Origin of the sequence: Streptomyces sp. NPDC102441, from assembly GCF_044765585.1 — a bacterium.
Lineage (GTDB): Bacteria > Actinomycetota > Actinomycetes > Streptomycetales > Streptomycetaceae > Streptomyces.
Genome location: NZ_JBIWKH010000027.1, coordinates 53,768 through 67,411 on the forward strand (window position 1 = coordinate 53,768; position 13,644 = coordinate 67,411).

10 protein-coding genes are annotated in these 13,644 nt (G+C 70.7%); 1 reads left to right on the forward strand and 9 read right to left on the reverse strand.

Annotated elements, in window-relative coordinates; genetic code table 11:
* Positions 1-16 precede the first annotated feature (16 nt).
* From ACIREO_RS38535 to ACIREO_RS38555, 5 genes are all read right to left on the reverse strand, one after another.
* On the reverse strand, positions 17-2,350 hold the full coding sequence (locus ACIREO_RS38535; protein ID WP_404119417.1) for an ABC transporter permease: 2,334 nt from the start codon (positions 2,348-2,350) through the stop codon (positions 17-19).
* The gene (locus ACIREO_RS38540) at positions 2,347-3,033 is read right to left on the reverse strand and encodes an ABC transporter ATP-binding protein (RefSeq protein WP_404119420.1); all 687 of its coding nucleotides are present in this window, start codon (positions 3,031-3,033) and stop codon (positions 2,347-2,349) included. The genes ACIREO_RS38535 and ACIREO_RS38540 overlap by 4 nt, the downstream gene beginning before the upstream one ends.
* Positions 3,030-3,554, reverse strand: a complete 525-nt coding sequence (locus ACIREO_RS38545) for a PadR family transcriptional regulator (RefSeq protein ID WP_404119422.1) — start codon at positions 3,552-3,554, stop codon at positions 3,030-3,032. The genes ACIREO_RS38540 and ACIREO_RS38545 overlap by 4 nt, the downstream gene beginning before the upstream one ends.
* 183 nt (positions 3,555-3,737) lie before the next feature.
* The gene (locus tag ACIREO_RS38550) at positions 3,738-4,007 is read right to left on the reverse strand and encodes a hypothetical protein (protein WP_404119424.1); all 270 of its coding nucleotides are present in this window, start codon (positions 4,005-4,007) and stop codon (positions 3,738-3,740) included.
* Positions 4,004-4,975, reverse strand: a complete 972-nt coding sequence (locus tag ACIREO_RS38555; RefSeq protein WP_404119427.1) for an SPFH domain-containing protein — start codon at positions 4,973-4,975, stop codon at positions 4,004-4,006. The genes ACIREO_RS38550 and ACIREO_RS38555 overlap by 4 nt, the downstream gene beginning before the upstream one ends.
* A gap of 222 nt (positions 4,976-5,197) precedes the next feature.
* Between ACIREO_RS38555 and ACIREO_RS38560 the strand changes: the two genes are divergently transcribed.
* A complete protein-coding gene (locus tag ACIREO_RS38560) occupies positions 5,198-7,426 on the forward strand; it encodes a transglycosylase domain-containing protein (RefSeq protein WP_404119429.1) in 2,229 nt (742 codons plus the stop codon).
* 55 nt (positions 7,427-7,481) lie between these two features.
* Here ACIREO_RS38560 and ACIREO_RS38565 read toward each other — a convergent pair whose 3' ends face one another.
* The 4 genes from ACIREO_RS38565 to ACIREO_RS38580 all read right to left on the reverse strand — a co-directional run bounded on the left by ACIREO_RS38565 (position 7,482) and on the right by ACIREO_RS38580 (position 13,559).
* Positions 7,482-8,945, reverse strand: coding sequence for a catalase (locus ACIREO_RS38565; protein WP_404119432.1), 1,464 nt, complete (start codon positions 8,943-8,945; stop codon positions 7,482-7,484).
* 115 nt (positions 8,946-9,060) lie between these two features.
* Positions 9,061-11,010 carry a SpoIIE family protein phosphatase gene (locus ACIREO_RS38570; protein WP_404119435.1) on the reverse strand — a complete coding sequence of 650 codons (1,950 nt, stop codon included), beginning with the start codon at positions 11,008-11,010 and terminating at the stop codon, positions 9,061-9,063.
* 380 nt (positions 11,011-11,390) lie between these two features.
* Positions 11,391-12,110 carry a DUF402 domain-containing protein gene (locus ACIREO_RS38575; RefSeq protein ID WP_404119438.1) on the reverse strand — a complete coding sequence of 240 codons (720 nt, stop codon included), beginning with the start codon at positions 12,108-12,110 and terminating at the stop codon, positions 11,391-11,393.
* A gap of 45 nt (positions 12,111-12,155) precedes the next feature.
* Positions 12,156-13,559: a class II fumarate hydratase gene (locus tag ACIREO_RS38580; protein WP_404119441.1), complete on the reverse strand. Its 1,404-nt coding sequence runs from the start codon at positions 13,557-13,559 to the stop codon at positions 12,156-12,158.
* Positions 13,560-13,644: the final 85 nt, after the last annotated feature.

Here is a 13,644-nt window from a genome sequence, read left to right on the forward strand (position 1 = left end):
ACCCCTCTCCGGTCCGTCACTCCGTGCGCAGGCCGTCCGGGCGCATCAGGCGCCAGAGCAGCGGCAGGGAGAGCACGGTCACGGCCACGATCAGGGCCCCGCCCGCTCCCGCCATCGGCAGGAACAGCCACCACTTGGTCACCGTCTTGTCCAGCATCCATGTCATGACGACGCCGAGCCCGAGGCCGCCCGCCGTCGCGACCAGGAGGCCGACGACCACCGGCACCGCGGTCTGCCAGAGCACCGACCAGCCGAGGGTGACGCGCCTGGTGCCGAAGGCGACGAGCACCGACAGCAGCCGCTTGCGCTCGCGGAGCTGTTCCAGCTGGGAGACCAGCATGGACGCGGCGATGAGCATCAGCGTCGCTGCCGCGCCGAGCCGCAGACCGGTCTGCACACTGGCGTACTGGCGGTCACGTGCCACCGAGGTCAGGCTGGAGACCTGCATGGCCGGGTCGATCCTGGCGGCGGTGTTCCGTACGAACTCGGCGGAGTCCTCCACGCTCTCGTCGACCCTGATCTGGGCGATCGTCTGGGCGTGGGGGACGGTGCGGGGGTCGAGGGCGCCGACCGTCGCCAGGATCCCCGTGTGGTCCTCACCGTGCGGGTCGGGGGACTCCATGACGGTCCGGGCGTCCGCCGGCAGGGTCCAGCGGACCGACTTGGCGCCGGGTGTGAACTCCACTTCGGAGTTGAGCTCGACCTCCTTGCCCTTGCGCGCCGTTTCGTCGACCCAGCCGCTCATCTCCTTGTCGTCCGGGTGGACGACGAAGGTGTCGCCCTCCTGGCAGGAGTCGATCTCGGCGAGTTCCTTCAGCGTCGCGCAGTCGCCGATGGTGAGCGAGGTGGTGGGCGTCATGTCGTCCGCGTCGTACGTCCCCGGCCTGGTCACATAGGACTCGACCGTGCCGATGACGGCTTCCACCCCGTCGGTGGACCGGAACGCCTCGATGGTCCGGGTGGCGGCGGCGCCGTCGACCTTGTCCGATGTGGCGTAGAACTGGGCACGCGTCGGGTCCTGTCCTGTCGTGCGCGTGAAATCGTCGCCGACGGCGGCGAACAGCATCTGCAGGGCGACCGCCCCGGCGACGGCCACGGTGATGCCGCTGACCGCGCGGGACGCGGCCCCGCTGTTCAGCTGGAGCCGGCGGACGGCGAGCTGCCAGGAGAGCGGTCCGCCGCGCAGCCGGTTCACGCACGCGTCCACCATCCAGGGGAGCAGCAGTGCGAGCCCGAGCAGGACCAGCACCGCGCCCGCTGCGACGGGGTACGGGTTGACGGGGGTGAAGTCGTCCACGCGGCCGGTCAGTCCCAGCACCGCGAGTCCCGTGGCCGGCATCAGCAGACGCCACCAGAGGCGGCGCCTGCGGCCGCCGGAGTGACGTACGACGCCCAGCGGCTCGATGGCGACCGAGCGCATGGCGACGAGGGTGACGACCACGGCGGACAGGGGCACCGCGACGGCGACGAGTGCCGCGAGCCAGGTGGCGGGCACCAGGTCGGACGGGAAGGCGCTGCGGTCCCACACCTCGACGTGACTGACGAATCCGCGGCCCAGGAGGAAGATCGCCACCCCGGTCAGCAGCCCGAGCAGCGAACCGAACAGCGCTTCGCCCGCGGCGATCCGGCGGGTCGACCGGATGTCGGTGCCCACCAGACGGAGGGCGGCGAGGCGGCGGTCGCGACGGTCCCCGCCGAACCGTACGGCGGTGGCGATGAAGATGGCGACGGGTGCCAGCAGGACGACGCAGATCAGGATGGTCAGGACGACGAGGACGGGCTGGAGCGGCTCGTCCTCGGCTTCGCTCCCGTAGCCGGCCACCCGGTGCCCGCCGGTCGAGGGGGTCAGCGAGTCGCTGCCGACGTAGTAGTACAACTCGTTCGGGGAGAGCAGGCCCTGGTCGGCGATCGTTCCGTTGATCCGGTACGGCAGCCGTTCCTTGAGGAGTGCGCCCTCGGGTGAGGCCAGGAGTTCCCGCAGCGCGGGGGAGACCACCATCTCCTGCGCGTCGGGGAAGTGGGACACCCCGGGCGGGAGAGCCGGGCGGGCGCCCTCGGCGCGCATCAGGTAGCCCCCGACGGTCCGGCCGCGGTATTCGGTCCCGGCGCTGATCCGCAGGACCGTGGTGTCCGACTTCGGCACCGTCGTGTCGCGCGACGACCTGACCTCCTCACGGGCCTGGCTCCGATGGTCGCGCTGGTCGATCAGATGGGGGACGGAGGCGGCGAACAGGAGCAGCGCCACGCCGAGGCCCACGCCCACGGCGGTGAGCGCGGTCCTGGCCCAGCCCTCACGTCCGCCGGCGACGGCGAAGCGCATGCCGAGGCCGAGATCCCTCAGCCAGGTCATGCGACGTACTCCAGATCGCGGCAGCGGCCGTCGCGTACGACGACGTCGCGGTCCGAGTACGCGGCCACACGCGTCTCGTGCGTCACGAGCACGACGGCCGTCCCCGCAGTGCGGGCGGACTCGGTCAGCAGCTCCATGACCCGCTCGCCGTTGAGGGAGTCCAGCGCGCCTGTCGGCTCGTCGGCGAAGATCACCTTGGGGGAGGAGACCAGGGCGCGGGCCACGGCGACGCGCTGCCCCTGGCCGCCGGACACCTCTCCGGGACGCTGGGCGGCGACGTCGTCGACCTCCAGGCGCTCCATCCACTCAAGGGCGGTGCGTTCGGCCTGCTTGCGCTTGACGCCGTTGAGGCGGAGGGGCAGGGCGACGTTCTCCACGCAGGTCAGCTCGGGGACGAGCTGGCCGAACTGGAAAACGAAGCCGAAGTCGCTGCGGCGCAGGGCGCTGCGTTCGGCGTCGGGCATCGCGGAGAGCTCGCGGCCGCCGTAGGTGATGGTGCCCGAGTCGGGGGTGACGATCCCGGCGAGGCAGTGCAGCAGGGTCGACTTGCCGGAGCCGGACGGGCCCATGACGGCGACGACCTCGCCGGGGTGTACGGAGAACGAGGCGCCGTCGAGCGCGGGGGTCGAGCCGTAGGTCTTGTGGAGGTCGTGGGCGGCGAGCAGGGAGCCGGCGGGGGTCACGGGGCGACCACCTCGGCGAGCTTGCCGAGACGCGCGGAGGTGAGTTCCAGCCATCGCAGGTCGGCTTCCAGATGGAAGAGGGCGTGGTCGCAGATCAGCTGGTCGGCGAGGTCGCCCTGGCGCTTGCGGTCGGTGAGGATCCGCATCAGGCGCAGGTGCTCGGAGCGCTGGGCGTCCAGGAGGTCGCCGGCGTCGCGGCCGGTGAGCAGGGCCAGGACGACCTTCGTGTACAGGGTCGACTGGAGGTACGGTTCCGGCTTCTCGGGCTGCGCGAGCCAGGCGGCGACATCGGTGATGCCGGCGTCGGTGATGGCGTACCGCTTGCGTTCGGGGCCGCCGTCCGTCTCGACGCCGTCGACCTCGACGAGCCCGTTCTTGAGCAGGCGGGACATGGTCGCGTAGACCTGGCCGTAGTGCAGGGGACGATCGTGCCCGAACTTCTCGTCGAAGGCGCGCTTGAGGTCGTAACCGTGGCGGGGGCCGGACTCCAGGAGTCCGAGGAGAGTGTGACCGATTGACATGGCCCGCACTGTACACGGTGTGTATACCTGGCGTGTATAGGGGGGCCTGGGTGTGGGAGCGGGGCCCTGTGGGCGTGGCCCGCGGTCAGGAGCTCCGCCCCCGGGCCCCCGCCGCGCCTCAATCGCCGGCGGGGCTTGAATGTGCGGGCCCGGACCGGGTGGTGCGGGGCGCCCTGACCGGGGTCACTCCGCCGGGTCGGGCCGATCCGGCGGCGGGGTCGTCGGGGGCCGGCCCCGGCGGGGGATCGGGCCCGCGGTGCCCGGGAGCCGGCCCGCCTCCGCCAGCGCCCGCCGGAGCAGGAACTCGATCTGCGCGTTCGCGCTGCGGAGCTCGTCCGAGGCCCAGCGGGCCAGCGCGTCGTGCACCGCGGGGTCGAGCCGCAGCAGCATCTGCTTGCGGGCGGGGCCGCGCCGGGCCGCCCGGCCGGGGGGAGGGGCCGCGTCGTCCGTCACTGGTAGAGCGTGCCCGTGTTCAGGACCGGCTGCGCCGCGCGGTCACCGCACAGCACCACCATCAGGTTGCTGACCATCGCCGCCTTCCGCTCGGAGTCCAGCTCGACGATGTCCTGCTCCGCGATCCGGGTCAGCGCCATCTCGACCATGCCCACCGCGCCCTCGACGATCTGCTGGCGCGCCGCGACGACCGCGCCCGCCTGCTGCCGCTGGAGCATCGCCGAGGCGATCTCGGGGGCGTACGCGAGGTGGCTGAAGCGGGACTCGATGATGAGGACGCCCGCCGCCTGTACCCGCGCGGTGAGTTCCACCGCGAGCTTCTCGGTGATCTCCTCGGCGTTGCCCCGCAGGGAGAGCCCGCCCTCCTCGTGGGCGTCGTACGGGTACTCGATCGCGATGTGCCGGACGGCCGCCTCGGTCTGGGTGGCGACGAACTCCAGGAAGTCGTCGACCTCGAAGAGCGCCTGGGCGGTGTCCTCGACCTTCCAGACGACGATCGCCGCGAGCTCGATCGGGTTGCCGTAGGCGTCGTTGACCTTCAGGACGGCCGTCTCGTGGTTGCGGACCCGGGTGGAGATCTTGCGGCTGGACGTCAGCGGGTTGATCCAGCGCAGACCGTCCGCGCGGATCGTGCCGACGTAGCGGCCGAAGAGCTGGATGACCCGGGCCTCGCCCGGAGCGACCATCTTCACACCGCTCATGCAGAAGAACGAGGCGACGGCCAGGAGCAGCCCGAGGACGAAGAGCGGGATGCCGGCGCCGTTGTGGCCGTCGGAGCCGAGGACGCCGCCGATGATGGCCAGGGCCACCCCGAGGAACACCCCGAAAACGGTCAGCAGCAGGCCGAGGCCGCCGGGGATGGAGTGGGCGGTCGTCTCCCTGACCTGGGGCGCGGGCATCTCGGGTGCGTCCGGCGACAGGTCGGCGCCGGAGCCGGTGGTGCCGGGAAGGTCGTGTGGTGCGGACATGGGTCCCCCGTTTCGGGCGGCATAGCGCCGCGCTAGCAATGTGATTACACATTAACGCGCTTCGCAACCTTGTGCACCCTTCGGGAGTCGGTTCCTGCAAGAGCGGGTGCTGATTCTCACGTCCGGAAAAGGCCGGATCGCTTGTCATTTGTCCAGGCTTTCAGTGTTAGCTGGCAGGTCTGACCGGAGCGGTACGAGCAGAAGAACAGGAGCACCACAGCGATGGGTCGAGCGGATGCGCGACGAGCCCAGGGGCGGGGAGCGCGGGCCGCCAGGAGTGGCGGCATACGCCGGCTCTTCACCTGGCGGAAGATCCTGGGCACCTTCTTCGGGCTCTGCCTGCTCGGGATGGGAGCCTTCGCGGCCCTCTATGTGTACGTCGACGTGCCGGAGGCCAACGCCCAGGCCCAGAAGCAGAGCAACGTCTACAAGTACAGCGACGGCACACTCCTGGCCCGGAGCAACTCCGAGGTCAACCGGGAGATAGTCGACCTGAACGTGGTGCCCAAGGCGGTCCAGCACTCGTTCGTCGCCGCCGAGAACAAGTCCTTCTACCGGGACCAGGGCGTCGACCTCAAGGGCACCGCGCGGGGCCTGCTCAACACGGTCTCCGGCAAGGGCAAGCAGGGTGGCTCCACGATCACCCAGCAGTACGTCAAGAACTACTTCCTCACGCAGGACCAGACGGTCACCCGCAAGCTCAAGGAGCTGGTGATCTCGCTCAAGGTCGACCAGCGCATGAAGAAGAACGACATCCTCGCCGGGTACCTCAACACGGTCTACTACGGACGCGGCGCGAGCGGCATCCAGGCGGCGGCACAGGCGTACTACGGCGTCGACGCCAAGGATCTCGACACCGCCCAGGGCGCCTATCTCGCGTCCCTGCTCCAGGCCCCGAGCCAGTACGACTGGGCGAACGCCACCCCCACCGGCAAGAAGCTCGTCAAGGAGCGCTGGGCCTACACGCTGAACAACATGGTCGACGAGGGCTGGCTCGACAAGGCCGAGCGGGACAAGCTGACCTTCCCCGTCCCCGACTCGCCCAAGGCCGCCCCCGGCATGGAGGGCCAGACCGGCTACCTCGTCGAGGCCGCGAACGACGAGATGAAGCGGCAGGGCGTCACCGAGGAGGAGCTGGACGCCGGCGGCTGGACGATCACCCTCAACGTCGACAAGAAGAAGCAGAAGCAGCTCGAGAAGTCTGTCGCCGACCAGCTGGAGAACCAGCTCGACCGCAAGGACAGCAAGGTCGACGCGACCGTCCAGGCCGGAGCGACCTCGGTGGACCCGAAGACCGGCAAGGTCGTCGCGCTGTACGGCGGTGTCGGCGCCACCGAGCACTGGTACAACAACGCCACCCGCCAGGACTACCAGCCGGCCTCCACCTTCAAGCCGCTGGTCCTCGCCTCCGCGCTGGAGAACGAGTCGGCGACGCAGGACGGCGACCTGATCGGCCTGAACACGGTCTACGACGGCACCAGCAAGCGCCCGGTCGTCGGCAGCGACACCCCGTTCGCCCCGCAGAACGAGGACGACATCAGCTACGACAGTCCGACCGTCCAGACGGCGATGGACAAGTCGATCAACGCCGTCTTCGCGCAGATGGTCGTCGACGTCACCCCGAGCGCCGTGAAGAGGACCGCGCTCGACCTGGGCGTACCGGACAAGAACTTCCCCGAGCGCCCCGCGATCACGCTGGGCACCATGAACGCCTCGACCTGGGACATGGCCGGGGTCTACGCCACGCTCGACAACCACGGCAAGAAGGTCACCCCGACCATCGTCAAGTCCGCCGAGCACCGCGACCACGCCATGGAGCCCGTCGACGGTGTGGGCGGCCAGGTGATCAGCCGGGCGTCCGCCGACACCGTGACGAAGGCGCTGACCGAGGTCGTCGACGTCGGCTCCGGCCGCGAGGCCAACACCTCCGCCTACGACGCCGCGGGCAAGACGGGTACGTCGGAGAACAACAAGGCGGCGTGGTTCGCCGGCTACACCCCGGAGCTCACCACCGCCGTGGCGCTGTTCGGCGAGTCCACCGGCGATGGCGGCGGCCAGGTCAGCCTCACCGGCACGGCCAACTCCGGCCGGGCCAACGGCGGCGGGTTCCCCGCCAAGATCTGGGCGGACTACACCCTCGACGCGTTGGGCGGCGGCTCCGACGCCGCCTTCGACCTGGAGGGCGTGGAGCGCGGTGACACACAGGTGACCGAGAGCCCCTCGACCACCCCGTCCGAGACCGAGGAGCCTTCGGAGACCCCGTCCGAGGAGCCCGAGACGCCCACCGAGTCGCCGAGCGAGTCACCCAGCGAGGAGTCACCGCCGGCCGAGACGCCGAGCGAGACGGCCCCCGGGACGCCGAGCGAGTCACCGAGCGAGACGGAGGACCCCGAGGACGGGGACCAGCCGCCGGGCGAGCGGCCCGGCAACGGCAACCTGCTGGGGCAGTAGCGACGCGTGAGGGGCGGGTGCCGGCCGGGCACCCGCCCCTCACGCACGTCCGCCGTCAGCCGCCGTTGACCCTCGTGGCGACGCGGTCACCGATGCCCTCGTCCACGTTGCGCCAGTACTGCAGCGCACGTGCCAGGACCGGCTTGCTCACGCCGTCCAGCAGATGCCCGGAGATGTTGCGGACGAGCCGCTCGCGCGCCGCGTCGTCCAGCACCTCGCGCACCATGGTGCCGGGCTGTCCCCAGTCGTCGTCCGCGCTGCGCAGCTTGTACGCCTCGTGGACCATCTCGCCCGACGTGGCCCAGCCGGCCGGGTCGCCGAAGCGCCCGGTGTCCGCCGCGGGCCCGCCGTACGAGTTCGGCGCGTAGACCGCCCCGGTGCGCGACGGCTCGTAGCGCATGGGCCCGTCCTTCGCGTACGAGTGGACGGGTGAATGCGGCCGGTTCGGCGGCAGCTGCAGATAGTTCGGGCCGATCCTGTACCGGTGGGTGTCCGGGTACGAGAAGAGCCGGCCGAGCAGCATCTTGTCGGGTGACGGACCGATGCCGGGCACCATGTTCGACGGTTCGAACGCGGCCTGCTCGATGTGGACGAAGAAGTCCTCCGGATTCCTGTTCAGCGTCATCCGGCCGACCTCGATCAGCGGGTAGTCGCCCTGCGGCCACACCTTGGTCAGGTCGAACGGGTTGAACCGGTAGTCCGGCGCGTCGTCGAAGGGCATGATCTGGACCTTCAGGGTCCAGCTCGGGAAGTCGCGGCGCTCGATCGACTCGAAGAGGTCGCGGCGGTGGACGTCACCGTCGGTCCCCGCCATGGCGTCGGCGTCGTCCTGGGTGTAGAAGTCGATGCCCTGGTCGGTCTTGAAGTGGTACTTCACCCAGAACCGCTCACCGCCCGCGTTCACCCACATATAGGTGTGGGAGCTGTAGCCGTTCATGTTGCGGTAGGTCTTCGGGATGCCCCGGTCACCCATCAGCCAGGTGACCTGGTGGGCCGACTCGGGGGACAGGGTCCAGAAGTCCCACTGCATGTCGTGGTCGCGCACCCCGTTGTCCGGGCGGCGCTTCTGGGAACGGATGAAGTCCTGGAACTTCATCGGGTCGCGTACGAAGAAGACCGGCGTGTTGTTGCCGACCATGTCGTAGTTGCCGTGTTCCGTATAGAACTTCAGTGCGAATCCGCGGGGGTCGCGCCAGGTGTCGGGGGACCCCTGCTCACCGGCGACCGTGGAGAAGCGGGCGAGCATCTCGGTGCGCTTGCCCGGCTGGAAGAGGTCCGCCTTGGTGAACTGGCTGACGTCGTTCGTCACTTCGAAGGTGCCGTAGGCACCGCTGCCCTTGGCGTGGACCACGCGTTCCGGGACCCGTTCACGGTTGAACTGGGCCATCTTCTCGATGAGGTAGTGGTCCTGGAGCAGGACCGGGCCGTCCGATCCGACGGTGAGCGAGTGTTCGTCGCTCTCCACCGGGATCCCGGCATTGTTCGTGGTGTACGGAACCTTCTGGGCTTCCTCGGTCACGAGCGTCCTCCCGTCGGGTGGGGGTATCGGTCAGGTCGCTTCGTTCACGCCTGAAGTCAACTCCGCCGACGGGAGGTCGGCAACATCTGCGATGGGCCCGAATCAGGACAAGGTGTTACGGACCAGGAGTGGCCATCTCGAACCAGACGACTTTGCCCGTGGAGAGCCGGGTCGCCCCCCATCGCCTGGCCAGCCGGTTGACCAGGAACAGCCCGCGTCCGCCCTCGTCCGTCTCCCGGGCACGCCGCTGCCGGGGCAGCTGCGGGGAGTCGTCGCCGACCTCGCAGCGCAGGATGTCCGTACGCAGCAGCCGCAGGGTCACCGGCCGCTCCGCATAGCGCACCGCATTGGTCACCACCTCGCTGACCAGCAGTTCCACCTCGTCCGAGAGGTCGTCAAGACCCCACCGGCTCAGCGCCCTGCGGGCCAGCCTGCGGGCCCGGCCGGGCGCCGCGTCCTCCGGTTCCAGGAACCAGTACGCGACATCACTCGGCGCGATGCCGTCGAACCGTGCCGCCAGCAGGGCGATGTCGTCGTCCCGGTCGCCGGGGCCGAGCATGTCCAGCACGTCGTCGCAGAGCGCCTCCAGCGGCGGCGAATGGTCCGGGCCGGTCAGCTGGGCGGTGGCGGCGAGCCGCTCCCGCAGGATCTCGATGCCCGTCCAGACGTCCCGCATCCGGGACTCCACCAGGCCGTCCGTGTACAGCAGGAGCGTCGCCCCGGCGGGGGCGTCCAGCTCGACCGCCTCGAAATCGACCCCGCCGACACCGATCGGCGCGCCCGGCGGAACCCGCAGCACCTCGGCCCGGCCGCCCAGGTGGAGCAGGACGGGCGGCGGGTGGCCGGCGTTGGCGATGGTGATGCGGTGGGCGACGGGGTCGTACACCGCGTACAGGCAGGTCGCCATGCGGTCGCTGCCGAGCCGCTGCGCCTGCTCGTCCAGGTGGTGCAGGACCTCCTGCGGAGGCAGGTCGAGGCCGGCCAGGGTCTGTGCCGTGGTGCGCAGCTGGCCCATGATCGCCGCCGACGTCATGGAGTGCCCCATCACGTCACCGACGACCAGGGCGACCCTGCTGCCGGGCAGCGGGATCGCGTCGTACCAGTCGCCGCCGACCCGGGCCGTCTCGGCGGCCGGGAGGTAGCGCGATGCCAGGCGCACGCCCGTGGGCTGCGGCAGCGAGTCGGGCAGCATCGTGCGCTGGAGCTCGTCTGCGATGTACGCCTCGCGGCCGTACAGCACGGCCTTGTCGATGCCGAGCGCGGTGTGCGTGGCCAGCTGGGCCGCGACCAGGAGGTCGTCAGCCTCGAAGGGCGGGCGGTCCGTGCCGCGCAGGAAGACAGCGGCACCGATCACCCGGCGACGGCCCCGCAGCGGGGCGAGGATCGCGCGGTGCCCGGTCGGCACGGTCCGGCCGGCCCCCAGCAGCTCGGGCAGGGCGACGCGGGCGGCGGCGGAGTCCCCGAAGACGGGCCGCACCCCGCGCAGCACCTCGGCGAGCGCGCCGCCCGCCCGGATCTCGCACAGGTCGGCGGCGGGCAGCATCCCGGCCTGCGGGTCGGTGACGGACAGCCGGAGCCGCTCGCCCTCCGGCCCGTCGCTCTCCTCGTCGGTCAGCCGCAGCCTGTCCGTACGCCGCAGTCGCAGCACGAAGGGGTTGACCGGCCGCTCGTCGCCCACCGGGAGCGGGTCGCGGAGGTAGACGAGTATGGCGTCGGAGAACGTGGGCACGCTCGCCCGGCACAGGCCCAGCACGATCTCGTCCAGGTCTATGCCCCGCGCGATCCGGCGGGTCGCCGCGCCGACGAAACGCAGCCGGTCACCTTCGCGGCGGCTGAGCGTCTGGGTGTCGGCGACAGGTGTGGCCGGGCCCGCGCCGGGCGCGGGGTTCGGCCCGGCGTTCACCGGCGGGCCGCCCTTCGCGGGGTGCGGCGCCGGGGAGGGGCCGGGGATCGCGGCGGTGGCAGCGGCGCCCGGCGGGGCCTCCTCCTGCCGGGGCCGGGCGCGTTCCTGCGGCCGGGCGGCGAGGGGCTGCCGGCCTTCGTGGGAGGTGGGGTGCTCCGTCACGCGTGGGATTCCGTCCGTCCGGGCCGGTTGTATGAGGCAATCACCTTGTGGGGCGCCACTGTGCCCCGGCAAGAGCGGTGAGAACAACGGCTGTCACCGGATGCCCCCGGAAAAGGGGCCGAAACCGTACGGCCGACGGCGTGACCGCTACGGGGTCCTCCGGCGGCTGGGCAGCGGGCAGCGAACACGTCTCCACCCCTCGTAGTGGTTCGTGCGTCCGCATGGTCCACCCGGCTCCGTGGGCCGTGCGGCTCATGCGTTGCGTGCGGTGACTGTCGGTCAGGCCCCTGACCGGTCACGCCGGTTGTGGCGAGTCGGTCCGGCGGAACGGTTCATGGAGGGCGATCCTACGTTTGCCCCCCTGGGGTGCACCAAGGGTCTCACGACGGCGTGGGGGCGGGGGTGCGGTCCCAGTCATCAGGCAGCGGGGGCACCTGCCACCGGGGGTCGGGCCGCCAGTGCTCCCAGCCGTCGCTGAACGGAGTGCCCCACCGCCGGATCACCTCGACGGCCGCCAGCCCCGCCTCACGTACCCGCGTGGCGGTGGCCTCGTCCATCAGTCCGACCCGCTGCGCCTGTGCGAACTCGTCCTCGTCGAGCCACTCCCAGCTGCGGTCGGGACGCACCGAGATGTCGAGGAAGTGGTCCTGCGAATCGACCCCGCCGGCCCAGCGTGAGCGCGGCTCCTCGAGGTTGACGTACCAGTTGCGGAAGAGCCAGCCGCGGTCCCAGAACAGCCACACCGACCAGGGGTCGCCCGGCCGGGCGAGCTTCAGCACACCCGACCCGAACCACCGGGAGCGCACCGTCGTGCGCGGACGCGTGTAGCGGGTGGCGAGCGGCTCGGCGTGGACATGGGTGCCGTCGGCGAGCACCGGCCTCACACACTCGGTGCCGGACGCCATCCACACCGCCAGCAGTTCGTCGGTGTCCTGGACGACGGTGACCGGCCGGCAGATGTGGACCCTGTGACCTCCGCCGTCACCCGGCCTCCCGTTGTCCCGGTAGCGCCAGAGGATCCGGTCCCCCGGCGACCAGCGCACACCGTCTCCCGCACCCGCCCCGGTGCCTGCTCCCGTACCCGCTTCCGCCGCTGTCATGAAGAGATCTTAGAGAAGCGCCCGCCGGGCACGGTGCGTAACGCGTCAGGGGCGGGTCATACGCAGCACGTCCAGGGCCTCGTCGAGCTGTTGCAGCGTCAGGTCACCGCGCTCGACGTACCCCCCGGCCAGCACGGTCTCCCGGATCGTCGTGCCGTCGGCCAGGGACTTCTTGGCGACCTTCGCCGCCTGCTCGTAGCCGATGTACTTGTTCAGCGGGGTCACGACCGAGGGCGAGGACTCCGCGTACTGCCGCGCCCGCTCCACATTCGCCGTGACGCCGTCGACCGTGCGGTCGGCGAGCAGCCGGGAGACGTTGGTGAGCAGCCGCACCGACTCCAGCAGGTTCTTCGCGATGACCGGAAGCATGACGTTGAGCTCGAAGTTGCCGGCCGCTCCGGCGGCGGCGACCGTGGCGTCGTTGCCCGTGACCTGGGCCGCGACCATCAGAACGGCCTCCGGGATGACCGGATTGACCTTCCCCGGCATGATCGACGACCCGGGCTGGAGATCGGGCAGATTGATCTCGGCGAGGCCGGTGCGGGGCCCGGAGGCCATCCAGCGGAGATCGTTGGAGATCTTGGTGAGTGACACGCCGATCGTACGGAGCTGGCCCGACGTCTCGACCAGTCCGTCCCTGGCGCCCTGCGCCTCGAAGTGGTTCCTGGCCTCGGTGAGCGGCAGCCCGGTCGTGCGGGCGACCTCCGCGATGACCGCTGCGGAGAAGCCGGGCGGGGTGTTGATGCCGGTGCCCACCGCCGTACCTCCCAGGGGGAGTTCGGCGAGGCGGGGGAGCGAGGCGTGCAGCCGCTCGACGCCGTGACGGATCTGCGCCGCGTAGCCGCCGAACTCCTGACCCAGGGTGACGGGGGTGGCGTCCATCAGATGCGTACGGCCCGACTTCACGACCTCCGCGAATTCGGCTGATTTCCGCTCCAGCGACGCGGCCAGGTGTTCGAGCGCCGGGATCAGGCCGGCGGTGACCGCCGCCGTCGCGGCGATGTGGATCGACGACGGGAACACGTCGTTCGACGACTGGGAGGCGTTGACGTGGTCGTTGGGGTGGACCTCGCGCCCGAGCCGCTCCGTGGCGAGCGTTGCCACGACCTCGTTGGTGTTCATGTTGGATGACGTGCCGGAACCTGTCTGGAACACGTCGATCGGGAAGTGCTCGTCCCAGCGTCCCGCCACCACCTCCGCGGCGGCCTCCTGGATCGCTTCTGCGATGTCCGGATCCAGCACCTTCAGCTCGGCGTTGACCTTGGCGGCCGCGGCCTTGATCCGGGCCAGGGCCTCGATGTGCGCCCGTTCCAGCCGTTGCCCGGAAATGGGGAAGTTCTCCACCGCGCGCTGTGTCTGTGCCCGCCACTTCGCGTGGGCGGGCACCTTCACCTCGCCCATCGAGTCGTGCTCGACGCGGTACCGCGTGTCCTCGGCCGGTTCGCTCATGGTGTTCTTACCTCCTGGTGGAGCGAGCACGGTCCGCGCCCGCCGTATTCCCGGCTACTCCTGCCCCGGAGGGCCGGACGGATCA